This window comes from Ruegeria sp. CRTD044 (assembly GCF_059613485.1).
Map to the genome: position 1 here is coordinate 175,950 of NZ_JBXWSP010000007.1, position 26,048 is coordinate 201,997.

At 61.9% G+C, this 26,048-nt stretch carries 24 protein-coding genes; 10 read left to right on the forward strand and 14 right to left on the reverse strand.

The genetic code is table 11. From position 1 onward, the window contains the following. Window positions 1-32: 32 nt before the first annotated feature. Both hydA and AC2FNL_RS08600 read right to left on the reverse strand, forming a co-directional pair. Entirely contained in the window at window positions 33-1,487 is a 1,455-nt protein-coding gene (hydA, locus tag AC2FNL_RS08595; RefSeq protein ID WP_496833130.1) for a dihydropyrimidinase, read from the reverse strand. Between the two features lie 72 nt (window positions 1,488-1,559). Next, a complete protein-coding gene (locus AC2FNL_RS08600; RefSeq protein WP_496833132.1) occupies window positions 1,560-2,810 on the reverse strand; it encodes a Zn-dependent hydrolase in 1,251 nt (416 codons plus the stop codon). A gap of 171 nt (window positions 2,811-2,981) precedes the next feature. Here AC2FNL_RS08600 and AC2FNL_RS08605 point away from each other — a divergent pair, with 171 nt between their 5' ends. Beyond that, a complete protein-coding gene (locus tag AC2FNL_RS08605; RefSeq protein WP_093961802.1) occupies window positions 2,982-3,590 on the forward strand; it encodes a TetR family transcriptional regulator C-terminal domain-containing protein in 609 nt (202 codons plus the stop codon). Between the two features lie 43 nt (window positions 3,591-3,633). Here the strand turns inward: AC2FNL_RS08605 and preA are convergent, their stop codons facing one another. The 3 genes from preA to AC2FNL_RS08620 form a co-directional block, all read right to left on the reverse strand. Continuing rightward, window positions 3,634-4,938: an NAD-dependent dihydropyrimidine dehydrogenase subunit PreA gene (gene preA / locus AC2FNL_RS08610; protein ID WP_093961801.1), complete on the reverse strand. Its 1,305-nt coding sequence runs from the start codon at window positions 4,936-4,938 to the stop codon at window positions 3,634-3,636. Between the two features lie 69 nt (window positions 4,939-5,007). Beyond that, the gene (locus AC2FNL_RS08615) at window positions 5,008-6,342 is read right to left on the reverse strand and encodes an NAD(P)-dependent oxidoreductase (RefSeq protein WP_496833134.1); all 1,335 of its coding nucleotides are present in this window, start codon (window positions 6,340-6,342) and stop codon (window positions 5,008-5,010) included. 160 nt (window positions 6,343-6,502) lie between these two features. Continuing rightward, the gene (locus AC2FNL_RS08620; RefSeq protein WP_170368316.1) at window positions 6,503-7,135 is read right to left on the reverse strand and encodes a cupin domain-containing protein; all 633 of its coding nucleotides are present in this window, start codon (window positions 7,133-7,135) and stop codon (window positions 6,503-6,505) included. Window positions 7,136-7,286: 151 nt separating this feature from the next. On the opposite strand from AC2FNL_RS08620, the gene AC2FNL_RS08625 reads away from it, so the two are divergent. From AC2FNL_RS08625 to AC2FNL_RS08635, 3 genes are all read left to right on the forward strand, one after another. Next, entirely contained in the window at window positions 7,287-8,282 is a 996-nt protein-coding gene (locus tag AC2FNL_RS08625) for a GT-B fold glycosyltransferase domain-containing protein (RefSeq protein WP_170339642.1), read from the forward strand. A 72-nt stretch (window positions 8,283-8,354) separates the two neighbouring features. Further along, window positions 8,355-9,647 (forward strand): O-acetylhomoserine aminocarboxypropyltransferase/cysteine synthase family protein, encoded by a 1,293-nt coding sequence (locus tag AC2FNL_RS08630; protein WP_496833135.1) that lies wholly within the window; start codon window positions 8,355-8,357, stop codon window positions 9,645-9,647. A gap of 6 nt (window positions 9,648-9,653) precedes the next feature. Beyond that, window positions 9,654-10,364, forward strand: a complete 711-nt coding sequence (locus AC2FNL_RS08635) for a GNAT family N-acetyltransferase (protein ID WP_496833137.1) — start codon at window positions 9,654-9,656, stop codon at window positions 10,362-10,364. A gap of 2 nt (window positions 10,365-10,366) precedes the next feature. On the opposite strand, the gene AC2FNL_RS08640 is transcribed toward AC2FNL_RS08635, so the two are convergent. After that, window positions 10,367-11,062: an SIMPL domain-containing protein gene (locus AC2FNL_RS08640; RefSeq protein ID WP_496833139.1), complete on the reverse strand. Its 696-nt coding sequence runs from the start codon at window positions 11,060-11,062 to the stop codon at window positions 10,367-10,369. A gap of 164 nt (window positions 11,063-11,226) precedes the next feature. Here AC2FNL_RS08640 and AC2FNL_RS08645 point away from each other — a divergent pair, with 164 nt between their 5' ends. Further along, window positions 11,227-13,257 carry a hypothetical protein gene (locus AC2FNL_RS08645; RefSeq protein WP_496833141.1) on the forward strand — a complete coding sequence of 677 codons (2,031 nt, stop codon included), beginning with the start codon at window positions 11,227-11,229 and terminating at the stop codon, window positions 13,255-13,257. Window positions 13,258-13,317: 60 nt separating this feature from the next. Here AC2FNL_RS08645 and hppD read toward each other — a convergent pair whose 3' ends face one another. Continuing rightward, window positions 13,318-14,415 carry a 4-hydroxyphenylpyruvate dioxygenase gene (gene hppD / locus AC2FNL_RS08650; protein WP_496833142.1) on the reverse strand — a complete coding sequence of 366 codons (1,098 nt, stop codon included), beginning with the start codon at window positions 14,413-14,415 and terminating at the stop codon, window positions 13,318-13,320. Between the two features lie 145 nt (window positions 14,416-14,560). Here hppD and AC2FNL_RS08655 point away from each other — a divergent pair, with 145 nt between their 5' ends. Continuing rightward, window positions 14,561-15,016: an Lrp/AsnC family transcriptional regulator gene (locus AC2FNL_RS08655; protein ID WP_093961793.1), complete on the forward strand. Its 456-nt coding sequence runs from the start codon at window positions 14,561-14,563 to the stop codon at window positions 15,014-15,016. 19 nt (window positions 15,017-15,035) lie between these two features. After that, window positions 15,036-16,913, forward strand: a complete 1,878-nt coding sequence (locus AC2FNL_RS08660) for a monovalent cation:proton antiporter-2 (CPA2) family protein (protein ID WP_093961792.1) — start codon at window positions 15,036-15,038, stop codon at window positions 16,911-16,913. Between the two features lie 27 nt (window positions 16,914-16,940). Here the strand turns inward: AC2FNL_RS08660 and cobT are convergent, their stop codons facing one another. After that, complete coding sequence (gene cobT, locus AC2FNL_RS08665; protein WP_496833145.1) at window positions 16,941-17,954, reverse strand: nicotinate-nucleotide--dimethylbenzimidazole phosphoribosyltransferase; 1,014 nt, start codon at window positions 17,952-17,954, stop codon at window positions 16,941-16,943. A gap of 79 nt (window positions 17,955-18,033) precedes the next feature. Between cobT and cobS the strand changes: the two genes are divergently transcribed. Beyond that, window positions 18,034-18,798 carry an adenosylcobinamide-GDP ribazoletransferase gene (gene cobS, locus AC2FNL_RS08670; protein ID WP_496833147.1) on the forward strand — a complete coding sequence of 255 codons (765 nt, stop codon included), beginning with the start codon at window positions 18,034-18,036 and terminating at the stop codon, window positions 18,796-18,798. Here cobS and AC2FNL_RS08675 read toward each other — a convergent pair. The 6 genes from AC2FNL_RS08675 to AC2FNL_RS08700 all read right to left on the reverse strand — a co-directional run bounded on the left by AC2FNL_RS08675 (window position 18,795) and on the right by AC2FNL_RS08700 (window position 24,709). Then, the gene (locus tag AC2FNL_RS08675) at window positions 18,795-19,556 is read right to left on the reverse strand and encodes an ion channel (RefSeq protein ID WP_496833149.1); all 762 of its coding nucleotides are present in this window, start codon (window positions 19,554-19,556) and stop codon (window positions 18,795-18,797) included. The genes cobS and AC2FNL_RS08675 overlap by 4 nt on opposite strands. A gap of 126 nt (window positions 19,557-19,682) precedes the next feature. Continuing rightward, entirely contained in the window at window positions 19,683-20,192 is a 510-nt protein-coding gene (locus AC2FNL_RS08680) for a CarD family transcriptional regulator (RefSeq protein ID WP_093961789.1), read from the reverse strand. Window positions 20,193-20,474: 282 nt separating this feature from the next. After that, complete coding sequence (fdxA, locus tag AC2FNL_RS08685; RefSeq protein WP_093961788.1) at window positions 20,475-20,813, reverse strand: ferredoxin FdxA; 339 nt, start codon at window positions 20,811-20,813, stop codon at window positions 20,475-20,477. Window positions 20,814-20,879: 66 nt separating this feature from the next. Next, window positions 20,880-21,251, reverse strand: a complete 372-nt coding sequence (locus tag AC2FNL_RS08690; protein ID WP_496833151.1) for an RNA-binding S4 domain-containing protein — start codon at window positions 21,249-21,251, stop codon at window positions 20,880-20,882. A 6-nt stretch (window positions 21,252-21,257) separates the two neighbouring features. Beyond that, a complete protein-coding gene (locus AC2FNL_RS08695) occupies window positions 21,258-24,080 on the reverse strand; it encodes a helicase-related protein (protein WP_496833153.1) in 2,823 nt (940 codons plus the stop codon). A gap of 20 nt (window positions 24,081-24,100) precedes the next feature. Continuing rightward, window positions 24,101-24,709 (reverse strand): tetratricopeptide repeat protein, encoded by a 609-nt coding sequence (locus AC2FNL_RS08700; protein WP_496833155.1) that lies wholly within the window; start codon window positions 24,707-24,709, stop codon window positions 24,101-24,103. 29 nt (window positions 24,710-24,738) lie between these two features. Between AC2FNL_RS08700 and AC2FNL_RS08705 the strand changes: the two genes are divergently transcribed. Together AC2FNL_RS08705 and AC2FNL_RS08710 are read left to right on the forward strand one after the other, a co-directional pair. Beyond that, the gene (locus AC2FNL_RS08705) at window positions 24,739-25,029 is read left to right on the forward strand and encodes an SCP2 sterol-binding domain-containing protein (RefSeq protein ID WP_170433170.1); all 291 of its coding nucleotides are present in this window, start codon (window positions 24,739-24,741) and stop codon (window positions 25,027-25,029) included. Then, the gene (locus AC2FNL_RS08710; protein ID WP_496833157.1) at window positions 25,029-26,006 is read left to right on the forward strand and encodes an alpha/beta fold hydrolase; all 978 of its coding nucleotides are present in this window, start codon (window positions 25,029-25,031) and stop codon (window positions 26,004-26,006) included. The genes AC2FNL_RS08705 and AC2FNL_RS08710 overlap by 1 nt, the downstream gene beginning before the upstream one ends. The last annotated feature ends 42 nt before the right edge of the window (window positions 26,007-26,048 follow it).

The window sequence follows — 26,048 nt, forward strand, 5'->3', positions numbered from 1 at the left end:
GGCTTTTTTGCCCGTTCGGTAACCTTCGAACATCACACCCCCGTCGCCGGGATGCCCGACCGCTCTACCGGGCGCGGGGCGGTCAGCTCTTTCCAGGTGCTCAGCGCCTTGTTCACCGTGGTGTTGGCCTCGCGCGCGACGAATTTACCGTGGCCTTCCTGCGTTCGGATCTCGCCATCATGCACCGCGACCTGTCCCCGGGTCAGAGTAAAGCGCGGCAGGCCCTTGACCTCGTGCCCCTCGAACACGTTGTAGTCGATCGCCGACTGCTGCGTCGCCGCGCTTATGGTCTTGGTCTTGTCCGGGTCCCACACCACCAGATCGGCATCTGCGCCCACCAGAACGGCGCCCTTTTTCGGATAGCAATTCAATATCTTGGCGATGTTTGTTGACGTCACGGCCACGAATTCGTTCGGCGTCAGCCGCCCGGTCGCGACGCCGTGGGTCCACAGCATCGGCATCCGATCCTCCAGGCCGCCCGTCCCATTCGGGATCTTGGTGAAATCACCCACGCCGAACCGTTTCTGCTCGGTCGTGAAGGCGCAGTGATCAGTGGCGACCACGCTCAGCGAGCCCGACTGCAACCCCGCCCAAAGGCTGTCCTGGTGCTGCTTGTTGCGGAACGGCGGGCTCATCACCCGACGCGCGGCGTGGTCCCAATCGGGATGCGCATATTCGCCGTCATCCAGCGTCAGGTGCTGGATCAGCGGCTCGCCCCAGACGCGCTTGCCCTGCATCCGGGCCCGGCGGATGGCCTCATGCGCCTCTTCGCACGAGGTGTGCACCACATAGAGCGGCACCCCGGCCATGTCGGCGATCATGATGGCGCGGTTGGTGGCCTCGCCCTCGACCTGCGGCGGGCGCGAATAGGCATGGGCCTCGGGGCCGGTATTGCCTTCAGCCAACAGCTTGGCCTGCAACTCGGCCACCACGTCGCCGTTCTCGGCATGGACCATCGCGATTCCGCCCAGCTCGGCCAGCCGCTTGAACGAGGCAAACAGCTCGTCGTCATTGACCATCAGGGCGCCTTTGTAGGCCATGAAATGCTTGAACGTGTTGATGCCGCGCTGTTCGATGACGGTTTTCAGATCGTCGAACACCTGCTCGCCCCACCAGGTCACGGCCATGTGGAAGGAATAGTCGCAATTGGCGCGGGTCGACTTGTTGTCCCAGCGTTTGAGCGCATCCAGCAGGCTTTCGCCCGGGTTCGGCAGCGCGAAGTCCACCACCATGGTCGTGCCGCCGGCCAGCGCCGCGCGGGTGCCGCTTTCGAAATCATCGCTGGAATAGGTTCCCATGAACGGCATTTCCAGATGCGTGTGCGGATCGATCCCGCCGGGCATGACGTAACAGCCGGTCGCATCCAGTTGCTCATCCCCCTTCAGATCCGGCCCGATTTCGGTGATCACGCCACCTTCGATCTTGACGTCGGCCTTGTAGGTCAGATCCGCGGTAACGACGGTTCCGTTCTTGATGACTGTGCTCATGTTCAACTCCCTGCGGGCGCGTCTGTTGCGCCTCTATTGGTTTTCCAGCGGATTGGGGGCGCGCGGCCCCGGCTACTCCACGATCTCGGCGGTTTCGACGACCGCGTGGAACAGGACATCCGCCCCGGCGGTTGCCCATTCCTTGCCGATTTCCTCGGCCTCGTTGTGGCTCAGGCCATCCACGCAGGGGCACATCACCATCGCGGTCGGCGCCACGCGGTTGATCCAGCAGGCATCGTGCCCCGCGCCCGAAATGATGTTGGTATGCGAATAGCCCAGCCGCTCGGCTGCATTGCGCACGGCGGCGACGCAGGTCTCGTCGAATTTCACCGGGTCGAACCCGCCGACCTTCTCGAACGCGACCTGCAGGCCCATCTCATCCACGATGTCCTCGGCTGCGACGCGCAGCCGGTTCTCCATGTCCTTGATGACGTCCAACTCGGGCGAGCGGAAATCGACCGTGAACACCACCTTGCCCGGGATCACGTTGCGCGAGTTCGGATAGACGTCGATATGCCCGGCAGCCCCCACGGCATGGGGCGCGTGCGACCAGGCGATCTCGTCCACCTTTTCAAGAATGCGCGCCATCGCCAGCCCGGCATTCTTGCGCATCGGCATCGGGGTTGATCCGGTATGCGCGTCCTTGCCGGTCACGGTCACTTGGGTCCAGCTCAGGCCCTGGCCATGCGTGACGACGCCGATATCCTTGCCCTCAGCCTCGAGGATCGGGCCCTGTTCGATATGCAGCTCAAAGAAGGCATGCATCTTGCGGCCTCCGACCTCTTCATCGCCGCGCCAACCGATGCGCTGCAACTCGTCGCCAAATTTCTTGCCCTCGGCATCCTCGCGGTCATAGGCCCAGTCCTGGGTGTGCATCCCCGCGAACACGCCCGAGGCCAGCATGGCGGGGGCGAAGCGCGTGCCCTCTTCGTTGGTCCAGTTGGTGGCCACGATCGGGTGTTTGGTCTTGATGCCCAGATCGTTCAGGGTGCGGATGATCTCGAGCGCGCCCAGAACCCCCAGCACCCCGTCGTACTTGCCGCCCGTCGGCTGCGTATCCAGGTGCGAGCCGACATAGACCGGCAGCGCATCGGGATCGGTACCCGGGCGCATGGCGAACATGTTGCCCATCTGGTCAAGACCCATGGTGCAGCCGGCCTCTTCGCACCATTTCTGGAATAGCGCGCGGCCTTCGGCATCTTCGTCGGTCAGGGTCTGGCGGTTGTTGCCGCCGGCAACGCCCGGACCGATCTTGGCCATCTCCATCAGGCTGTCCCACAACCTGTCGCCATTGATCCTGAGATTCTGCGCCGGAGCTGCCATGTTCGTCTTCCCTGTTGCTTGCGATTTGGCTCGCTTTTGGTGTCTTGATTTGACCATCTGGTCAAACTCACGCTATCACGGGTTCGATATCAGTCAAGAAATTGCATCGCGCCGATGCAAAAATCGGCATATTCAACACCTGCTTGTTCGAAAAAGAGACGCCCTGCATACATGCCCAAAGACCGCGCCCCGACCCGAATTCAGAAAAAGAACCGCGCCGCGATTCTCGAGGCCGCGCTGAACGTGTTCTCGGCCCACGGCTTTCGCGGGGCGACCGTCGATCAGATCGCGGCCGAGGCCGGGCTGAGCAAGCCGAACCTTCTGTATTATTTCCCGTCCAAAGAGGCGATCCACACCGCGCTTCTGTCCGGCCTGCTGGACACCTGGCTGGCGCCGCTGCACGACCTTGATGAAAACGGCGAGCCGATGGAGGAGATCCTCTCGTACATCAAGCGCAAGCTGCAGATGAGCCGCGAGTTGCCGCGCGAAAGCCGCCTTTTCGCGAATGAGTTGGTGCAGGGCGCGCCCCGCATCCATGACGCCCTGTCGAACGATCTGAAGGCGCTGGTCGATCAGAAGGCGGCCGTTCTGACGCACTGGATGGACCAGGGCAAAATCGCCCGCCTCCACCCGCATCATCTGATCTTTTCGATCTGGGCGCTGACCCAGCATTATGCGGATTTCGATGTTCAGGTGCGCGCGATCCTGGGCGACGAAGACCCGTTCGAAGGGGCTGCGCCCTTCATCGATACCCTGTACCGAAAACTGCTGACCCCATGAAAAAAGGGCCGCAGCGCGGCCCCTTTTGGTGATCTGACGCCGGTCACTCGGCGGCCTTGGCCATCGGGTTGTTCGGGTGGGTCGTCCAGTTGGCATAGTCCGGCTGAACCACCTTGCCGGTGCGCGGATCGACCTCGCCCGCCGCCATCGGCACCATCGAGATGCAGCCCTCGACCGGGCAGACATCCACGCACAGGTTGCAGGCCACGCATTCCTCGTCGATCACCTCGAACACTCGGTCGGGCGACATGGAGATCGCCTGATGGCTGGTGTCCTCGCAGGCCGCATAGCAACGGCCGCACTTGATGCACTGATCCTGATCGATCTTGGCCTTGGCGACGTAGTTCAGGTTCAGATACTGCCAGTCGGTCACGTTCGGGACGGCCCGCCCGACGATCTCGGAGACGTTGGAGTATCCCTTCTCGTCCATCCACTGCGACAGGCCAGCCGTCAGTTCGTCGATGATCTTGAACCCATAGGTCATCGCCGCGGTGCACACCTGCACCGTGCCGCAGCCCAGCGCCATGAACTCGGCCGCGTCGCGCCATGTGGTCACTCCGCCGATGCCCGAGATCGGCAGGCCTTGGGTCGCCTCGGCGCGGGCGATCTCGGAGACCATCGACAGGGCGATGGGCTTGACCGCCGGGCCGCAATAGCCGCCATGGCTGCCCTTGCCGTCGATCGAGGGTTCGGGGCTGAACGTGTCCAGATTGACGCTGGTGATCGAGTTGATCGTGTTGATCAGCGACACCGCATCGGCCCCGCCATTCCGCGCCGCAGCCGCCGGCTTGCGAATGTCGGTGATGTTGGGCGTCAGCTTCACGATCACCGGACGGTCATAGTATTTCTTGCACCAGCGGGTGACCATTTCGATGTATTCGGGCACCTGCCCTACGGCCGAGCCCATGCCGCGCTCGCTCATCCCGTGCGGGCAGCCGAAGTTCAGCTCGATCCCGTCGGCGCCGGTTTCAGCGACGCGGGGTAGGATGGCTTTCCAGGCCTCCTCCTCGCACGGCACCATGATCGAGGCGATCAAGGCGCGGTCCGGGTAATCCGCCTTGACGCGGGCCATCTCCTCGAGGTTCACCTCGAGCGGCCGGTCGGTGATCAGTTCGATGTTGTTGAGGCCCAGCAGACGCCGGTCGGCCCCGTAGATCGCCCCGTACCGGGGGCCGTTCACGTTGACCACCGGCGGGCCTTCCGAGCCCAGCGTTTTCCACACGACGCCGCCCCATCCGGCCTCGAAGGCACGGCGGACGTTGTATTCCTTGTCGGTCGGCGGCGCCGAGGCCAGCCAATAGGGGTTGGGGCTTTCGATGCCCAGAAAGTTCGTTTTCAAATCAGCCATTTATCCGGCCTCCCTGATGCGAAGATGCATCTTCGTCCTGTCACACATATTCACGCGCCGACGCCTGGCTCAGGCGCTCAGGCTGGCGTGAATGTCCATCGCAGCATCGCGGCCCTCGGCCACGGCGGTCACGGTCAGATCCTCGCCGCCCGCAGCACAGTCTCCGCCGGCCCAGACCCCCGGAACCGAGGTGCGCCCGGTTGCGTCAACGGCGATCTTGTTGCCGTCGAGTTCCAAACCTTCCGGCGCACCATCCAAGGTCTGACCGATCGCCTTCAGAACCTGATCCGCAGGCAGGCGAATGGTTTCGCCCGTGCCGGTCAACGTGCCATCTACGGTGGCAGTATACTCCAATTCGATCTCGGCCGCTGCCCCGTTGCCGTGGATGGCGACGGGTTGGACGTTGCACAGAATTCGGACGCCGTGCGATGCGGCCAGATCCTGTTCGTAGCGGCTGGCACCCATTGCTTCACGACCGCGGCGATAGGCGATGGTCACATGTTCGGCCCCCAGCAGCTTGGATTTCACCGCGGCGTCCACGGCCGTCATTCCACCGCCGATAATCACCACATTTCGGCCTACCGGCAGTTTTGCCAAATCGGATGCTTGCCGAACATCTGCGATGAAGTCGACAGCGTTCCTGACGCCGTCCTTGTCCGACCCTTGCGCGCGCAAAGCGTTGACGCCCGCAAGGCCGATTGACAGGAAGACAGCGTCGTAGGCCTCCAACAACCCGTCCAACGAGATCGTGTCGCCCAGAACCGATCCGGTTTCAATCGCGATGCCGCCGATCTTCAGCAGCCAGTCCACCTCGGCCTGGGCAAAGTCATTGGTCGCTTTGTATGCGGCGATCCCGTATTCGTTCAGCCCGCCGGGTTTGGGTTTCGCCTCATGGATCACCACGTCATGGCCCAGCATCGCCAACCGATGCGCACAGGCCAGCCCCGCCGGCCCTGCCCCAATCACGGCGACGGTCTTGCCGGTGGGGGCCGCGCGCGTGAACGGATGCACACCGGCCTGCATCAGCGTGTCGGTCGCATACCGCTGCAAGCGCCCGATCTCGACCGGCTTGCCCTCGGCCGTTTCGCGCACGCAGGCTTCCTCGCACAGCGTTTCGGTCGGACACACACGGGCGCACATACCGCCCAGGATGTTCTGATCGAGGATCGTTTTCGCCGCCGATTCCGGTTGCCCGGCCTGAATCTGCCGGATGAACAGCGGAATATCGATATCGGTCGGACAGGCCGTCACGCACGGCGCGTCATAGCAGAAATAACACCGATCGGCGGCCACAGCGGCCTCGTGCGGCGCCAGAGGCGGATGCAGATCGGTGAAATTCGAGGTCAGCTCATCGCTGGAAAGCCGCCCGGCGACGATGCCGGGTACCATCTGGCCCTGTGCCATCACTCTACTCCCTGTAGATATGTTTGTTATTGAGACCAGCTTGCCACAAACAAAAATTTTATCAATTGGTAAAATTTGCCAAATGGTCAAAAAAGCGAAAACCGGGCCGAAAGACCCGGTTTTTTGGTGGCATTTGCCCTTTTTTCAGGCGAAACCGGCCTCAGACCATGCCGGACAGGTGGCCTGACTTTATCCAGACGCGGGCGCCATCTGGCCCTGCCCGCAATTCAGTGCGCGTTCCGGGCGGCAGCCGCAGCCAGTCCCATCGCGCGAATTCCTCACCTTGTTCGGTGAAGCCGCCGTCGATCACGAAGACCTCGGCGCCTCCAGGTACGTCAATCGGCACGACCTGGCCGGGCGGCCAACTGCGCACTTCGACCGTTTCATGGTCGTCCTTGAACAGCGGCACGTGGTCCGCACCGTTGATCGAGCGGCGCACGGTGGTTCGGTCGTTCGGGTCGAATTGGTGCAGTTTGACAAGGATCGTCGCGCCCTGGCTGGCCGATGGCGTATGCGACGAGGTCGGCGGGTTGCGGACATAGCTCCCCACCGGGAAACCTCCGGTCTCGTCCTGAAACACGCCGTCCAGCACCAGGTATTCCTCGCCCCCGTCATGGGTGTGGGCGGCAAAGGCGCTGCCGGGGGCAAAGCGCACGATGGTGGTGGCGCGCGCCACCTCGTCGCCGATCCGGTCCAGCATCTTGCGCTCGACCCCTGCGGCGGGCGAGGCCACCCACTCGGTCTGGTCGAAGTGAACCGCCACCCGTTGGGTGAAATCCGCATTGATCCGCATGTCGCGCTCCTGTCTGGTCTTCTCCATCAACATGGGCGTGCCGGGCCGGATTTCAAACACGCGGCGTTAACGGTTTTGACGCAGGTTCAGCGATGCTGTAGGTCGAAACCAACGGCAAGGGGCGGGCAAGCGCCCCGAACGGAAGGCGCAGATGCAGGCAGACCGGCAGAAATTCAACATCCTGATCATCGGGCAGAACAACCGCCTGCAATACGAAGCCGTCCTGTTCGCCGCCTCGCTGCGCCATTGTTCGCCCGGGTTCTCGGGCCGCCTGTTCGTTGGCGTTCCGCAACCCGGCCCGCGCTGGAGCCAGGACCCGAGCATCCGCAACGAGGATGTTCTGAAGGCGCTGAAACAGCTCGATGCCGAGATCCTGCCCTTTTCGTCCGAGGTGTTCGGCCAAAGCTATCCCTACGGCAACAAGATCGAGGCGCTGGCCGCCCTGCCCGAGGGTGAGCCCTTCGTGTTCTTCGACACCGACACGCTGATCACCGGCGACCTGGCCGCCGTGCCGTTCGATTTCGACCGGCCCGGCGCATCTCAGAAGGTCGAGGGCACCTGGCCCAAGCCAACCCTGTACGGGCCTGGCTTCGACGGCATCTGGCGGGCGCTCTATGACCGGTTCGGGCTGGATTTCCAAAGCTCGATCGACCCGACCCAACCGGCGGAATACTGGCGGCGGTACCTGTATTTCAATGCGGGCTATTTCTTTTACAAATGCCCCCGCCAACTCGGCGCGCGGTTTCTGGACTATGCCCGCACCATCCGGGATGGAGAGATCCCCGCCCTGACCGGCCAGAACCTGGACCCTTGGCTGGACCAGGCGGCGCTGCCGCTGGTCATCCACGCGCTTGGCGGCGGGCGCGATGTTCTGCCCGAGGGCCTGCTGGATGGCTCGGTCAGTTGCCACTATCGCCTGTTTCCGCTGCTCTATGCCCGCGAAAGCGACCGGGTGGTCGAGGTGCTGGAAACCGTTGCCGCGCCCAACAAGGTCAAGAAGGTGCTTAAGAACTACGACCCGCTGAAACGGCTGGTCTATCAGGGCAAGGGCGCCAAGATCCGCGCCATGTTCGACCGGGACAACCTGCCCCAGCGCGAGCAGGCCATCCGTAAGGTGATCAAGAACAAGGGGCTGTGGCTGCGCTGACGCGGACATTGTGCCGGGCCCGGCAATCGCCTAGAGATTCTGCAACGCTTATACCCAACAGGAGAGTGACGGATGTCCGACGGCCCCACCTATGGTTTTGATACGCTGCAAATTCACGCGGGCGCCCGCCCCGATCCGGCGACCGGCGCGCGCCAGACCCCGATCTATCAGACCACTGCCTATGTGTTCCGCGATGCCGATCACGCGGCCGCTTTGTTCAACCTGCAAGAGGTCGGCTATATCTACTCGCGCCTGACCAACCCCACGGTGGCAGTTCTGCAAGAGCGGGTGGCGACGCTGGAAGGTGGCGTTGGCGCGGTATGCTGCTCTTCGGGTCACGCGGCGCAGATCATGGCGCTGTTCCCGCTGATGGGGCCGGGCTGCAACGTGGTCGCCTCGACCCGGCTGTATGGCGGGACGGTCACGCAGTTCAGCCAGACCATCAAACGCTTTGGCTGGACGGCCAAATTCGTCGATACCGATGATCTGGATGCGGTTAAGGCCGCCATCGACGACGACACCCGCGCGGTGTTCTGCGAGTCCATCGCCAATCCGGGCGGTTACGTCACCGATATCCGTGCGCTGGCCGATGTGGCCGACGCCGCCGGCATTCCGCTGATCGTCGACAACACCTCGGCCACGCCCTATCTGTGCCGCCCGATCGAGCATGGCGCCACGCTGGTCGTGCATTCGACCACCAAGTACCTGACCGGCAACGGCACGGTCACCGGCGGCTGCATCGTGGATTCGGGCAAGTTCGACTGGTCCGCCAATGACAAGTTTCCCTCGCTCAGCGCGCCGGAGCCTGCCTATCACGGCCTGAAGTTCCACGAAACCTTCGGCCCGCTGGCCTTCACCTTCCACGGTATCGCCGTTGGCCTGCGTGACCTGGGCATGACGATGAACCCGCAGGCAGCGCATTACACGCTGATGGGGATCGAGACGCTCAGCCTGCGCATGCAGCGCCATGTCGAAAACGCCGAAAAGATCGCCGCCTGGCTCGAGAAAGACGACCGCGTGGACTATGTGACCTATGCGGGCCTGCCCTCGTCGCCCTATCACGACCGGGTCAAGAAGCATTACCGCAGAGGCGCCGGGGCCCTGTTCACCTTTGCGGTCAAGGGCGGCTATGACGCCTGCGTCAAGCTGGTGAACGCGCTCGAGATCTTCAGCCACGTCGCCAACCTGGGCGATGCGCGGTCCCTGATCATCCATTCGGCCTCGACCACGCACCGGCAGTTGACCCCCGAACAGCAAGAGGCTGCCGGCGCCGGGTCGAACGTGGTGCGGGTCTCGATCGGGATCGAGGATGCCGACGACCTGATCGCCGATCTCGATCAGGCGCTGTCCAAGGCTTGCGCCTAGGCCGAAATGCCAGGGCACCGGATCAACGCGTTGGGGCAGCCCGTGGGCCTGCCGGTTGCGGGGGATTTCCCGCGCCCGGCCCCACCGCGCGCGCCCATGCAGGGGCGGTTCTGCTGCGTGGTGCCCTTGGATGTGAATGCGCACGCGCCCGGCCTGTTCCGGGCGTTTGCCGCCGATACCGACGGGCGCAATTGGACCTACCTGCCCTACGGCCCGTTCGACTCGCAAGCCCAGTTCGCCGCCTGGCTGGCCCAAACCTGCACGTCGGACGATCCGCTGTTCCACACGGTTCTGGACCAGGGCGGGCAGCCCGTCGGGATGGCGTCCTACCTGCGTATCGACGGCAATGCCGGCGCGATCGAGGTGGGACACATCCATTTCTCGCCGCTGATGCAGCGTACTCCGGTCGCGACCGAGACGATGTTCCTGATGATGTGCCGCGTGTTCGACGAGTTGGGCTATCGCCGGTACGAATGGAAATGCGATGCGCTGAATGCCCCGTCGCGCCGGGCCGCCGAACGGTTGGGTTTTGTCTTCGAAGGCGAATTTCGGCAGGCCACCCATTACAAGGGGCGCAACCGCGACACGGCGTGGTTTTCGATCATCGATACGGACTGGCCACGCATCCGGCAGGCGTTCGAAACTTGGCTGTCACCTGAGAATTTCGATGCCACGGGCCAACAACGGGAACCGCTGATGGCCCGCAGCGAAAGCTGACGTCACTCGGAAATGTCGAACTCCATCGACACGGTGACCGAAACCGAAACCTCGCCACCGGCGACCGGGACCCCGCCCGAATCGGCCATGGCCATCTCGCGCATCTGGGGCATTGGGCGAATCCCCCCGCCCTGCTCGTTGATCGACACGACTGAACCCAAAGTGACACCGGCGGCCTGAGCCAATTGTTCGGCCTTGGCTGTCGCATCGGCGACGGCTTGAGCGCGCGCCTTCGCCTCAAGTGGCTTTGGATCCTGAATCGTGAAGGTCAAACCACCAAAATCATTCGCGCCATCCTGAATGACCGCATCCATGATCTGCCCCAGATCATCCAGATTTCTGACCCGCACGAACACACGGTTCGACGCAACGAATCCTGTGATCCTAGGTGCTTCGCCATCCGCGTTACCCCGTCCGGACCAGACCGGGGACAGGGACAGATCGCGGGTCTGCAGGTCGCGCGATTCGATCCCCATCTCACTCAGGCGGTTCAGGACGGTGGCAACCGCGTCCGAGGTCGCCTGCATTGCTGCCGAAGCCTGCGCGTCTTGATTTGTCACCCCCACCGTGATGGTTGCCATATCCGGCGCGGCCTCGGCCGTGCCGGTTCCGTAAACCTGGATGCGACGTTCTTCCGCATGGGCGGCCACAGCAACTGTCGCCGCCAATACCGCCGCCAAAAAAGCAAATGTCTTCAATGTGATCTCTCCTGTTTTCTGAGATCAAAGATGGGTTGGCAAGCCTTCGCCGGACAAGGGGAGATTTTGCCTTTTCCTTTCCCTCGGCGGGTTCCTGCTTTAATCTCGGTGCGCGGACGCAAGGGCGTTTGCTTTGGTTCAGACAATTACGGCACCCTTGAATAATGAAACCCGCTTTTGCGCTGTCTCTTTCTGATAACGGGATCACTCTGCTGCACTATTCGGATGACGAATGGTTTGGCATCGGGACCGTATCACTAGACGCGCCGGACTTTTCCGAACAGCTGAACGAGCTTCGCGGTCGAGGTTTCGCCCTGGCCAATGACCTCAGCTGTACGGTCGTGATTCCTCCGGACCACGTGCGCTACCTCACGGTCACCATTCCAGACGACTCTGACGTGACGCAGGTTGTCGAGACGGAATTGGCTCAGGCCACGGGCTGCGAGATTGCCGAGTTGATGTATGACCTCCGTGCGGATGGGTCGGATCTTCTGGTAGCTGCCGTGGCGAAAGAGACAGTAGAAGAGGCCCGAGCCTTTGCCAGTCGCTACGGGTTCGTGCCTGTCCGGTTCGCTGCAACATTGGCCCCCGATGTGCCCTGGACCGGTACCGGAGAGTTCGAGTTCGCCGAGCGCGCGACATCCGTCACACCGCCACCCGAGCCACCGGCCGAGGAGATTGCTGCTGTCGCGCCGGCCGAGGACGCAGAACCCGCGCCTCAGGCTTCGCAGGCATCGGAAGCCGATCCGGCTCCCTCGCCTCAGGCGCATCCGATTGCTGAACCGGCTCAGCCGGACGTATTCGTTTCGCCGATAGAAGCGACTGAAACCGCCGCACTGAAACCTGCGGCATCGAACTCCGGCATACCGGTTCGCTACATTGGTGCCGCTGCGGCGGGCGCTGTCGTGCTGGCCGTTGTCGCATTGATCTGGTCGGGTTCAGACGAAACCGGCAGCCCGGTGGCTACTGCGCCGATCGTCGAAACGGCACCTGCGCCAGTTTCTATCGCCGCCCCGCCGCTGACCGAGACCGACGCTGAAGGACTTGCAGAAGTCGCTCCTGAGCCCGAGGGCACGCCCGACCCCGAGGCATTGGCCAACGAAGACCTGACGTTTGAAGCCAGCACACCCCTGGTCGAGCCGGAGACACCCACGCCTCCCGAATTGACGCCGACGGATCAGGCAATTCTGGAAGCATTGAATGTTGCGCCCTCGCCTGTCGAGCAGGTCGAACGCGATCCGGAAAGTGTCGAGGATTTCGAAGAAGCCTCAGGCCTGACGATCACCGCGCCCGATCCGCTGCCGCTGCCAGATCCCGAGGTGCCCGAGGACGTATACCTGTCGTCCGTTGATCACGCGGCGCTGTCGCAGGATGCCGTGGCGCTTCCTGCCGAAAAGAGCTTTGATACCGACGAGCCGGTGGCTACGGTTGGTCTGCCCAATGCCGCGGGCAGCCGTTTCGAGCTGGATGACCGCGGCCTTGTCACTCCGACACCTGAGGGGACATTGAACCCCGACGGCATCCTTGTGTTCCTCGGCCGCCCGTCGTCGGTTCCCCCCCAGGTGCCGGTCAGGTTCGAAACCGACCCAACCGCCACAGACGACGACACACGGCTGGCCGGCCTGCGTCCGCGCCTGCGCCCGGAAACGCTGGTTGAGAACTTTGAGCGTGGGCAGTTGGGCGGCCGAACGGTGGACGAGCTGGCGGTCATTCGCCCGAACTCCAGGCCGGCGTCTATCCAAGAGCGCGCGGCCGTGGACCGCACGCCCACCGCATTGGCAGTAGTGCGCGTTCCCCGTCCCCGCGTTCGTCCGTCGACCGTGGCCGCATTGGCGGCCCGAAAAGCAACAACCGGCACGGCCACTCTGGGGTCGACCGCAGCGGTAGCAAAGGCGGATGACGATGAAGCGGGATCGTTCAAACCCACAACCGTCGCACCCAAGATACCCAGCCGGGCCTCGGTGGCGCGCCAGGCCACGATTGACAATGCATTGAACTTGCGGCGTCTGAACCTGATCGGCGTTTACGGTACTCCCGCCAATCGGCGTGCCTTGGTCCGACTACCGAGCGGTCGGTACAAGAAGCTGAAGGTAGGAGATCGGATTGACGGCGGCAAAGTCGTCGCGATCGGCGACAGCGAGCTTCGTTATCAGAAAGGCGGGCGCAACGTCACGTTGAAGATGCCGCGCGGATAAAATTCGCCGCGTTTCGGAAAAAGGAACCCGGCAGGCCGGGTTCCAAATTCTGGGTCTTCATCAGGCGGCAGAAATCTCTCCGGATTCAATCTGCTCACGCTCGATCGACTCGAACAGAGCCTTGAAATTGCCCTCGCCAAAGCCGTCATCTCCCTTGCGCTGGATGAACTCGAAGAAAATCGGACCTATCACAGTTTTCGAGAAGATCTGCAGCAGGATCTTGGTCTCGCCGCCGTCCACCACGCCTTCACCGTCGATGAGGATACCGTGCTTTTTCATGCGGTCCACCGGCTCGTCATGGCCCTTCACGCGGTCGAAGGACATATCATAGTAGGCATCGTTGGGACCAGGCATGAACTTCAGACCGCGTTCGGCGATTGCATCGGTCGAGTCATAGATGTTCTCGCTGCCGACGGCGATGTGCTGGATGCCTTCGCCTTTGTACTTCTTCAGGTAGGATACGATCTGACCGGTCTCGCCGCGGTCTTCGTTGATCGGAATCCGGATACGGCCGCAGGGCGAAGTCAATGCACGGCTGAGCAAGCCGGTATATTTGCCCTGGATGTCAAAGAAACGGATTTCGCGGAAATTGAACAGATCGCCGTAGAACTTGAACCACTTGTCCATGTTGCCCTTGAAGACATTGTGAGTCAGGTGATCGAGGTAGTAGAAGCCGACGCCGCGCGGCTTGGACTGCTTCAGCCACTCGAATTCCTGATTGTAGGGCGAGGTTTCGTAATACTGGTCGATGAAATAGATCAGCGACCCGCCGATGCCCTTGATCGCGGGCACGTTCATGGTCTTGTCGGCCGCATCATAGGGTTCTGCCCCCTTCGACACCGCATGGTCATAGGCCTTTTGCGCATCCACGACACGCCAGCCCATCGACGGGGCACAGGGGCCATGCTCTTCCACAAATTTCGCGGCAAAGCTGTCGGGGTCCGCGTTCAGGATGTAGGTCACATCGCCCTGCTGCCACAGCTCGATCAGTGGCTTGGTCTTGTGGTGCGCAACCTTTTCGAAACCCATCTTGGCGAACAGGTCGTGCAGCTCCTGCGGTTCGGGATGCGCGAATTCGACAAATTCAAACCCATCGGTGCCGGCAGGGTTCTCGGCGCTGATCACGGATTTCGGGGCATTGTGCGGGAAAGGGCCCATGGCTTGTCCTCTTGAAACAGGAAATTCTTTGCTGATTCAAGAATACGCCTTTTTCAGCGCTGTTTTTGCGCATTCTTTTCATGTAAACTACAGAAGTCTGCGAAATTTCCGCACCAGAACCCGAAAAATCTGAGAATCTCCGCACATGCTGGACGCAACCGATACTCGCCTTCTGGCCGCGCTGCAAAAAGACGCGCACCTGACCGCGCATCAGTTGGGCGAGATGCTGAACCTGTCCCCCAGTCAGGCCGGGCGCCGCCGTCAGCGGCTGGAGGCCGAGGGCTATATCACCGGCTACGCGGCGCGGCTTGACCCGCGCAAACTTGGGCTGCAGGTTCAGGGATTCGTACAGGTTCACCTCGGCACCCACGGCCCCGAACAATCATCCAGTTTTGCGCGCATGGTGGAAACCCGCCCGGAAATCACCAGCGCCTGGACGATGACTGGCGAGGCAGACTATCTGCTCCATGTCTATTGCGAGGATCTTTCCGCGCTCAACACCTTGCTTCACGAGGTGATACTGCCCCATCCTGCGGTGGCACGGGTGCAAAGCCAGATCGTGATGGACCAGCTGAAACGCGACGCTCCGCTGCCGACCTGACGGCAAGGAAAGGAAGAAGATGAACGAGTTTCTGTATCAGGCTTCGATCTATCTGGCAGCCGCCGTGATCGCCGTCCCCCTGTCGGCGCGGCTTGGGCTGGGGTCTGTCCTCGGATATCTCGCCGCCGGCATCGCCATCGGTCCGGTCCTTGGGCTCGTGGGCGCGGAAACCAAGGACTTGCAGCATGTCGCGGAATTTGGCGTCGTCATGATGCTGTTCCTGATCGGGCTCGAGCTGGAACCCCGCGCACTTTGGGATATGCGGCACCGGTTGTTGGGGCTTGGTGGACTGCAGATCTCGCTCTCTACGGTCGTGATTGCAGCAGTTACCTTCTATACAGGTCAACCATGGTCAGTTGCTTTGGCCGTGGGGCTGACACTGTCCCTGTCATCAACCGCCATCGTGCTGCAGACGCTGTCGGAAAAGGGCTTGATGCGCACAAACGGCGGGCGATCCACGTTCTCGGTCCTTCTGACCCAGGATATCGCCGTGATCCCGATCCTGGCGTTTCTGCCGCTGCTGGCCATGCCGGCCAGCATCTTTATCGAGGATGACGGATCAATCACGCGCGGCGGCGACGGGCACGGCGACGCGCACCATACATTGTCATTGGTCGATGGCCTGCCCGGATGGGCAGTGACGCTGGTGACATTGGGCGCGATCGCGTTCGTGATCGTGGTCGGCGTCTATCTGACCCGTCCCTTGTTCCGGTTCATCCACACCACCCGCCTGCGCGAGATGTACACGGCGTTGGCCCTGATGATCGTGGTCGGGATCTCGTTCTTGATGACGCTGGTGGGCCTGTCCCCGGCGTTGGGCGCTTTCCTCGCTGGCGTCGTTCTGGCCAGTTCCGAGTTCCGGCACGAGATGGAAAGCGACCTTGAGCCATTCAAGGGATTGCTGCTGGGCCTGTTCTTCATCACTGTCGGGGCCGGGATCGACGTCGGGTACTTTTTCAACGATCCGTTCGACCTGATCGGGCTGGCCTTGCTGGTGATCCTGGTCAAGGGCCTGATCCTGTACGCCGTTGGTCGTGCATTCAAATTGCGCGGCCGCGACCATTGGCTGTTCACGCTGGGTTTGGCTCAGGCGGGTGAGTTCGGCTTTGTGTTGCTGGCCTTTTCGACCAAACAGAATGTCATTCCCCCGGCCCTGTCCCAGAAGCTGTTGATGATCATTGCCCTGACGATGCTGATCACACCGCTTCTGTTCATCATCTATGACTACCTTTCGCGCCACATCCGCGACAACTCACCCGAGGTTGAACCCGAGGAAATAGACGAAAAAGGTCCCGTCATCATTGCGGGAATTGGGCGGTTCGGACAGATCGTCAACCGGCTGGTGCGCGCCAGCGGGTTCAAGACGGTGGTGCTGGACCACAATATCGAAACGATCCAATTGATGCGTCGGTTCGGCGTCAAAGGATTCCTGGGTGATCCGACGCGCCCCGAGCTGCTGCGGGCCGCGGGGCTTGAGAAGGCTTCCGTTTTGGTGGCCGCGATGGACAACCGCAAGGAAGTGACCCGATTGGTCGGTTACGCCCGCCGGCAGCGTCCCGACCTGCACATCGTCGCCCGCGCGCATGACCGCACCCATGTGTACGAGCTGTATCAGGCCGGCGCTGATGACATCGTGCGTGAGATGTTCGACAGCTCTCTGCGGGCCGGGCGTTATGTGCTGGAAAACATTGGTCTGAGCGAGTACGAGGCCGCGCAAGCACAGCAGACCTTCTATCACCACGATCGGCAGGCAATTCGCGAACTGGCCGAACTCTGGGTTCCTGGCATGCCGACGGCCGAGAACAAAAAGTACATCGCACGCGCGCGCGAGTTGGAGAAGGACCTGGAAACTGCGCTGCTGGAACTGGCCGAAAAGAACGAAAAGAAATCAGCCTGACCCGGGGATCTCCCGGGCCAGGCAGGCTCAACCGTCCGACACACCGGCTTCGGCAAAGGTGGCCATGCCCGAATGGCAAGCAACGGCGCTTTTCAGGATGTTGATGGCCAGCGCAGCCCCCGACCCTTCTCCCAGCCGCAGCCCGAGGCTCAGCAAGGGCGCTTTGTCCAGCTTGGTCAGCATGGCCGCGTGCGCACTTTCCGCACTCTGATGGCCGGCAACGGCATGGTCCAGCGCTCCCGGCGCGAGACGTTCGAGGCAAGCCGCAGCCGAGGTGCAGATGAACCCATCCAGAATGACAGGGATGCGCAGAACTCGTGCGGCAGCAATGGCCCCTGCCATGGCCGCAATCTCGCGCCCTCCCAAACACCGCAGGATCTCAAGCCCATCGCCCGATGCTCCGTGCAGCGCAACACCTTCGGCCACGACACGCGTCTTGTTGGCAAGGCCCGCATCGTCCACACCGGTTCCACGCCCGGTCCAATCAGCGGCTTCTCCGCCGAACAACGCGCAGGCGATGGCCGCTGCAGGGGTGGTGTTGCCAATGCCCATTTCGCCCACGACCAGAAGGTCTGCGGTGGGATCAACGGCGTTCCAGCCGGTCTGAAGAGCGGCCAGAAGCTCGGCCTCGGACATTGCCGGGGCCTTTGTGAAATCGGCCGTCGGCCGATCCAGGTCCAGCGCGTGTACCGTCATCTTGGCCCCGGCCGCCTTGGCCAGTTGGTTGATGGCCGCGCCTCCGTGCTCGAAGTTCATGACCATCTGAACCGTAACTTCGGGCGGAAAGGCCGAAACACCCTGCGCCGTCACGCCGTGATTGCCGGCAAATACAATCACCTGAGGTGCCTCAATCTGCGGTCGGGCATCCCCGCGCCAACCGGCATACCAGATCGCCAGATCTTCGAGCCGGCCCAACGCACCCGGCGGCTTGGTCAGCTGTCCGTTGCGGTCGGCAGCCCCTTGCTTTGCAGCCTCATCCGGGCCCGGGACATTGCACAAGGCGTCGCGGAAGGTATTCAGATCATTGAGTTCAGGCAGCATTCAAAGCCTCGTTGCATCGGAGTGGTCCTGCGTGTTTAACCGAAGTAGGCAAGGCAACAACCCCTCGAAAGGCGCGCAAGTGCACAAAAACGACACTCGAACCTTTTCGCCATGGGACGTGCCGCTGGTTCTGGTTCTTCTGACGCGGCTGCCTTTGCCCGTGCTACCCAAATGGCTCTTTGAGCGGCAGTCCAAAGCCGCTTGGGCCTATCCTGCGGCCGGGCTGGTCGTTGGCGGCTTGGGCTGTATCGTAGGCTGGTCTGCGATGGCCCTGGGCCTTTCCGGGACAGTCAGCGCAGCCCTTGCTGTCGCCGTTCTGATCGCAGCGACCGGCGCCATGCACGAGGACGGGCTGGCCGACACCGCGGATGGGCTTTGGGGCGGATATACACCCGAACGCAGACTCGAGATCATGAAGGACAGCCATATCGGCAACTATGGGGTGTTGGCCTTGTTGGTCATTCAACTGCTCAGGATCTCAGCGGTCGCATCATTACTGGCGGCAGGAAGTCCGGCCGGAATACTGGCGGCGGCTGTGTTTTCCCGTGCGCTGATGCCACCAATGATGGCGGGCCTACCGAACGCCCGCGGCAGCGGGCTGAGCCATAGCGTCGGCGCTCCTCCGCCTTTGTCGGTTGCAGCCGGTTTTGGGCTGGCTCTCGTTTTCTCTCTGGCTCTTCTGGGTTGGACCGCCCTTCTGCCCGTCGCCTGTGCGGTAACTGCAACCGTGGGTCTGGCAATCATAGCCAAAGCCAAGATTGGCGGTCAGACCGGTGATATCCTGGGGACTTCTCAACAGCTGTCGGAGGTTGCTTTCCTGCTGGCCGTTGCGGCCCTGCTCTAGCCGACACCGCCGGTTTTGATCCGCAGTGTCTCACCGCAGTGCTTGCAGTGTACGGCATCCGGGTCGTGCCGAAACAGGCCGCAGTTGGGACATTTGTGGCGTACTTTCTGCGGCATGAAAATGGCCTGAGCCAGCCGCACGAACAGCGCCACACCAACCACCATTATGAACACGGAAAACAGCTTGCCGCCCGGAGAGTTCAGTGTGATGTCGCCGAACCCCGTCGTGGTCAGTGTCGCCATAGTGAAATACAGCGCATCGATATACGGGTTCTGGCTATCCTGGGGGATATAGAAAACCAGTACGGCGGTGGATGTTGCGAAAATGAACACCAACAGGTTCACGGCCGCGATGACCGCATCCTCGTGGGTTCGGAAAAACTCACTGTCGCGACGCAGATCATGCAACAGGTGATAGGAATGGATCAGTCGCAGCGCGCGCAAAATCCGCAGGAACGCAAGGCTGCCGGTCAGGAAAGGGTCAAGGATCAGCGAGGCGATCACGACCAGATCCGCAAGCGTGTAGATTTTGAACAGCAGCTTCTTGCGGTCTTTCGCGATCCACATCCGAGCCGCGAAATCCAGCAGGATGATCAGCCCCACTGCCCAACTGACTGCAATCAATCCGGGGCCGTGCGGAATGTTCGCCGTCGCCACGAAAAACACGATCGAGGCAAGGTCGAACAGGATCAGACAGTACCGGAACCAGACCGAAACCGCCCCTCTGCCGATATAGAGTGCCTTGACCGTCTGCTTCATGACTGACCCGTACACGGTTCCAATAACTGGGAAATTAGCGGGAAAGGCGGCGCGAACCAAGCGATCGGGCATGAAAAAGGCCGCTCTGAAACCAGAGCGGCCCTTTGGTGTTGCTTCAAAGCCCGATCAGGCCGCGCGCGAGGTCAGGACTTCGTCCACTTGCTTGGCCGCTGCGATTTCGTCCGAACCGGACACGGCCGCAACTTCGCGCGTCAGACGCTCAAGCGCGGCTTCATAGAGCTGACGTTCGGAATAGCTCTGCTCGCGCTGGTCGTCGGTGCGGTGCAGGTCACGCACCACCTCGGCGATCGAGATCAGGTCACCCGAGTTGATTTTCTGTTCGTATTCCTGCGCCCGACGCGACCACATCGCACGTTTTACCTTGGCTTTGCCCTTCAGCGTCTTCATCGCCTGGCTGATCACATCGGGCGAGCTGAGCGAGCGCAGACCGGATTCAGTGATCTTGTTGGTCGGCACCCGCAGGGTCATCTTGTCTTTCTCGAATGAGATGACGAACAGCTCGAGCGAGTATCCAGCGACTTCCTGTTCTTCAATCGATATAATTTGCCCGACCCCATGTGCAGGGTAGACAACATAGTCGTTCGGACGGAACTCAAGCTTCTTCGACTTTGTCATGCACGTGTTTCCTTGGTTGCAGAGCGGGAAAAAAGCGACAAAAAACCTAACCGGGGTCACCCGCGACCCCTGTCAGGCTGATTACATGTCAAAAACTCAGAACTCCAAAGTGAGCATACTTACGGAGTCGTCCCCATCTCGATCATCATTTGCCAAATGAGTATATCACAAAATTAAGACACCTGAAAGCGGACGGGGCCTTCGGTTCGGAATTTGTGACTTTTTTCAGCGCATTAAGGCAAAAACTTACGGCAGCCTTACGGGTTTTACGACCCGAATCGCTCAGCCGCCCTCGCCCGGTGCCTCGGAGAAGTATTTCTCCATCTTGCCCTCCTCACCGTCGCGCTCCTCGGCGCCCGGAAGCGGGTCTTTCTTGGTTACGATAACCGGCCATTGTTCGGCGTATTTGCGGTTGAATTCGACCCACTGCTCCATCCCCGGCTCGGTATCCGGGCGAATGGCGTCCGCCGGGCATTCCGGCTCGCATACGCCACAGTCGATGCATTCATCCGGATGGATGACCAAGGTATTTTCACCTTCATAGAAGCAATCCACCGGGCATACCTCGACGCAGTCGGTGTATTTGCAGGCGATACAGTTCTCGGTGACAACGTAGGTCATGGTCCAATTCCCGTCAGAGGTTTGGCCGACTAGCTAATTCAGTCTGACCCCATCTTCAAGAGAAGATCAGCCCTTGGGGGTGCGAGAAAGATCAAGCGCGCGCCGATCCTTCTTGGTCGGACGACCTTTTCCTTCGAAACCCGGATTTTGTGGCGGATTATCCTTCTCTTCGGTCAAATCCGTATACAGTGTCCGCGCCTCGGTCGCCGGGCCGCGTCGCGCGCCCAGGATTTCGACCTGAACAACGCGAATAACGCGCCCCTGAGCGAATGTCAGGACGTCACCGGGCCCGACGGTTTGCGCCGGCTTCTGGGCCCGGTCACCGTTGATGCGCACATGCCCGCCGCTGACCTGTTTGGCGGCCAGGCTGCGGGTCTTGAAAAACCGCGCATGCCACAGCCACTTGTCGATCCGCAGCTTGGCCTGTGCGTCGGCCATCAGCGATCAGTTGCCGTCCTTCAGACCCATCAGCGCAGCGGCAAACGGGTTGTCAGGATCAATCGCCTTTTCCTTTTTGGGCGGCCGGGACGAGAAGGTCTTGGCCCCTTGCGGCTTGCCACCTTTCTTGCCCTGCGGCTTGCCGCGACCATCCCGAGGCTTTCCGCCCGGTTTGGCCCGACCCTGCCTTTGGTCTCCACGTGGCCCCCGGTTGGCCTGACGACCCCAGGTAAAGGTGTAGAACACCTCGACTTCGGGTTCGTCCGATGCCGGGTCTGCGGCCGTGGCCTCGGCTTCAGCCTCGGTGCTTTCGGTGGCCTCGGCTGGCGCCTCGGCAGCGACGGCCACATCCGACTGTGCCTCTGCTTCGGCGGTCTCTGCCGGAGCTTCGGCGGTCTCGGCCTTTGCTTCGGCGGTTGCCGCCGGTGGTTGCTCCGTCGGCTGAGCCGGTTTGATCTTGGTCCGTTCACCACGCTCAGCCTTGTAGCCCAGCCCCTGCATCAGGTCGGCGAACTGTTCCAGCGTCATGCCGGTGATCGACAACATGTCCGCCTTGGCTTCGAAACCGCCCCGGCTGTCTTCGGCGCGCAGCATGTCGGCCAGACGCTCCAACATGTCGATACGGATCGAACGCTCGCCCGCGTTGCGGTAGCCGCACATGGTGTCATAGCCCTCGGGCGCGCCCTTGGCGACGGGCACCGTCACCAAGCCCGGCGGCGGCGCTTCGGGAAACTCCTGAAGTCCATTTGCCAGGGCCCACAACACCAGACGCAGGCGCGTCGGAGCAGGTTTCAGCAACAGCGGCATGAAAATGGTGAACTGGCCGAACCGGATGCCATGCTTGCGCAGCGCGCCACGGGCGTCCTGGTCCAGGTCCTTGACCTCTTGTGCGACTCCGGCGCGCGGCAGGATGCCCAACGCCTCGACCATGCGGAAGGCAAATCCCTTGGCCAGCCCGGTCAATTCTTCGTCGCGCGACAGGTTCAGCAGAGGCTCGAACAGCGCCGCGATCTTGCGGTCGACGAAGTGTTGCAGGCGGCGCTGCACTTTCTGCTCGACCTCCGGCCCTGCGGCCTCGTCCACGAACACTTCGACCATCGGCTTGAGCGGTTCGGCCCCGGCAACCAGCTTGCCGACGGCATATTCGCCCCACATCAGGCCACCCTGATCGGTAAAATCAATTTCGGTATCGGGCGCATTGTAGAAGCGATCAGCACGCAGATGGAATTGCGGCGCGAGTGCTTGCAGTGAGGCCGATTTGAGCGCTTTCGCCTCGGTTCCCTGCGCGCTTTTGTCCGGGATGAACCGGAACCCTTCCAAACGACCGACGAATTCGCCTTCGACGGTCACTTCACCCTTGTCATTCACTTCGGCCAAAAGGGCCTCCTTCTGTTTGAGCCGGCGCAGCAGAACAGATGTACGCCGGTCCACAAATCTTTGCGTCAGACGTTCATGCAAAGCGTCTGACACCCTGTCTTCTACAGCGCGGGTTTCCGCGCGCCAATGGGATTCGTCGCGCACCCAGCCGTTTCGTTGCGCAACATATGTCCACGTGCGAATATATGCCAACCTTTTAGACAGTGCATCAATATCGCCGTCTGTTCGGTCGATCCGGCGGATCTGGCGGGCCAGAAAATCCTCGGGGATCGTGCCGCGTTCGTGCAGATGTCCGAAGATCGATTCGAGCAGGCTGGCATGTTCCGCATGGCTGATGCCCCGAAAATCGGGGATTCGACAGACATCCCACAACAGGCGGATCGACGGACCATCGCTTGCACGGGCCGCAACCTCGGGCACCTGGGCCAGCGACTTGAGCGCGTTCAGGTCGTCTGCGGGCCGGGCTTTGACCAAATGCTCGTTGTCCGGGCTGGCCTCGAGCGAGTCGATCAGCGCATCGACCGAGCCGAACCGCAAGGCGGCATTCCGCCAGTTCAGCTTTTTCATCGGCGTGAACCGGCTGTCCATGATGGCCTGTGCCACGCCTTCGTCCAGCGGCGATGCTTCACCGGTCACGCCGAAGGTGCCATCCGACATGCCGCGCCCGGCCCGGCCGGCGATCTGGGCCAGTTCGTTCGGGGCCAGCGGCCGCATGCGCCGGCCATCGAATTTGGATAGGGACGAAAACGCCACGTGGTTCACATCCAGGTTCAGCCCCATTCCGATGGCATCGGTGGCCACCAGATAGTCGACCTCGCCATTCTGGTACAGCTCGACCTGCGCATTCCGCGTGCGCGGGCTGAGCGCACCCATGACCACGGCCGCCCCACCCTTTTGCCGCCGCAGAAGCTCGGCAATGGCATAGACGTTCTCGACCGAGAACCCGACGATCGCGCTGCGCGGGGGCATGCGGCTGATCTTCTTTGATCCGGTGTAAACCAGTTGCGACATCCGCTCGCGCCGAGCGAACTGCGCCTGCGGCACCAGCGCCGCGATCGGGCCGCGCATCGTGTCGGCACCCAGAAACAGCGTCTCGTGCGTGCCGCGCATCCGCAGCAGCCGGTCGGTAAAGACATGACCGCGCTCGGGGTCGGCGCACAGCTGGATTTCGTCGATGGCCACGAAATCGGTGCCCATCCCCTCGGGCATCGCCTCGACCGTGCAGACCCAGTATTGCGTGCGCGGCGGGACGATGCGTTCCTCGCCCGTTACCAGAGCCACCACCGAGGGGCCGCGGATGGCGACGATCTTGTCATAGACCTCGCGCGCAAGCAGCCGCAGCGGCAGGCCGATGACACCGGTCCGGTGCCCCAGCATGCGTTCGATGGCATAGTGGGTTTTGCCTGTGTTGGTCGGGCCAAGTACGGCCACGATTCGGGATGCCCCATTCACCTTTGCCCCCTGCCCGGACCTTAGAGCGCCTTGCCCGCGATTTGCGGTTTCAGCCGATTCACGGCATTGGTTACTTCTTCGTGATGGGGATGTATAGCCAGCGCGCGGGAATAGGCGTCATAGGCCTGTTCAGGCTGACCCAGCACCTCAAAGATCAGGCCAAGCCCGTAGATAGCTTCGTAATTGTTCGGGTTCAACGCAAGCGCGTGTTCAAGATCGGCGGCCGCCATGCCGAACCGCTCCAGCCCAAAAAACACAGAGGCGCGCACATGCCAACCTTCTGCGAAATCGGGCGCATGGTCCGTAAGGGCCGTCAGATGGTCCAACGCGGCTTCGACATTGCCCTCGTCCAGTGCTTCACGTCCGCGTTCAAGCAGCAGATCAGCCGAGGCAGACCCGGATTGCGACCACAGCGACTGCAGTTGCCGATCCAGACCGGCTGCCTGCTCGGGAGACGCTTCGGCAAGCTGCCGCAGAAGCTCGGCTTCGTCCCGCAAATCGGCCTGTTGCGCAATCCCAGTGGTGGAATACATGACTAGGAGGGCAAATGCCGTAACGGTACCTTTGAGATTGTTGATTGCAATGCTCATAACAATGATCAGTGTAGCGTTGCGACCGCGGATGTCCATTCACGGCGCACTAACAAATGAGGAAGACCATGAGCGACACTCTTGAAAAAGCGGCAGCCGCGCTGAACGAAAAACTGTCGGGTGGCGATTTCGATTCGTCGGCAAAATTCGCCATCGCCGACCTCGGCTCGATCGTGTTGGATGAAAACGGTGCGCGGGTCAGCGACGAGGACGCCGAAGTGACCCTGAGCGCCGACGCGGACACGTTCGAACAAATCCTCAGCGGCGAGTTGAACCCCACGGGTGCGTTCATGGCCGGCAAGCTGAGCGTCGACGGCGACATGGGTGTTGCCATGAAGCTTGCCTCGGTGCTGGCCTGATGGATCTGTCGCCGGCCCCTTTCTTTGAAGATGTGGCCGGCGGTCCCGCCGGCGGCGCCGCGCATTGGTTGACCACAAGCGACGGCACACGCATTCGCGTGGGCCATTGGCGCCCCGAAGGTGAGGCGACCGGGACGGTGATGATCTTTCCCGGCCGCACGGAATATATTGAAAAATATGGCAATGCAGCGGGTGAGTTCGTACAACGCGGCTTTGCTGTACTGGCCGTGGATTGGCGCGGACAGGGTCTGGCTGACAGGTTGCTGGAAGATCCGCGCGTTGGCCATGTGGACAAGTTTACCGACTATCAGCAGGACGTGCGCGAAACGCTGAAACTGGCCGAGCAGCTTGACCTGCCGAAACCCTGGCACGTGATCGGCCATTCGATGGGCGGCGCGATCGGGATGCGCGCTGTTCTGGAAACCGGCCTGTTTGCCTCTTGTGCCTTCACCGGCCCGATGTGGGGCATTTTCTTCACCCCACTCATGAAACCGCTCAGCCGCCTGACCGCCTATTGGGGGCCGCGATTTGGGCTGGGCGAACGCACACCGCCCACGACGTCGCTGGATAGCTATGTGCTGACCCAGCCTTTCGAGGGCAACGTTCTGACCCGCGACCCTCAGATGTACCGGATGATGCAGGATCAGTTGAAAGCGCATCCCGAACTGGCCCTGGGCGCGCCGTCGACCATCTGGCTACGCGAGGCACTGGACGAGTGCGCCTGGCTGATGGCGCGGACCGCGCCCGACATTCCTTGTCTGACCTATCTTGGCAGCCACGAGCAGATCGTGGACCGCAAGGCGATCCGGGCGCGCATGGCGAACTGGCCCAGCGGCCGGTTGGTCGAGATCCCCGACGGCGAACACGAGGTGATGATGGAGCCGCCAGAGGTCCGCGGCCCCGTGTTCGAGGAGATGGCCGCGCATTTCTCGGCCGCCGCCAACGGGCAGACACCCGAACTTGCGATGACGCGCTGACACCTCGGCTGCTTGTGATCCGCGCGCCCTGCGCCTAGATGT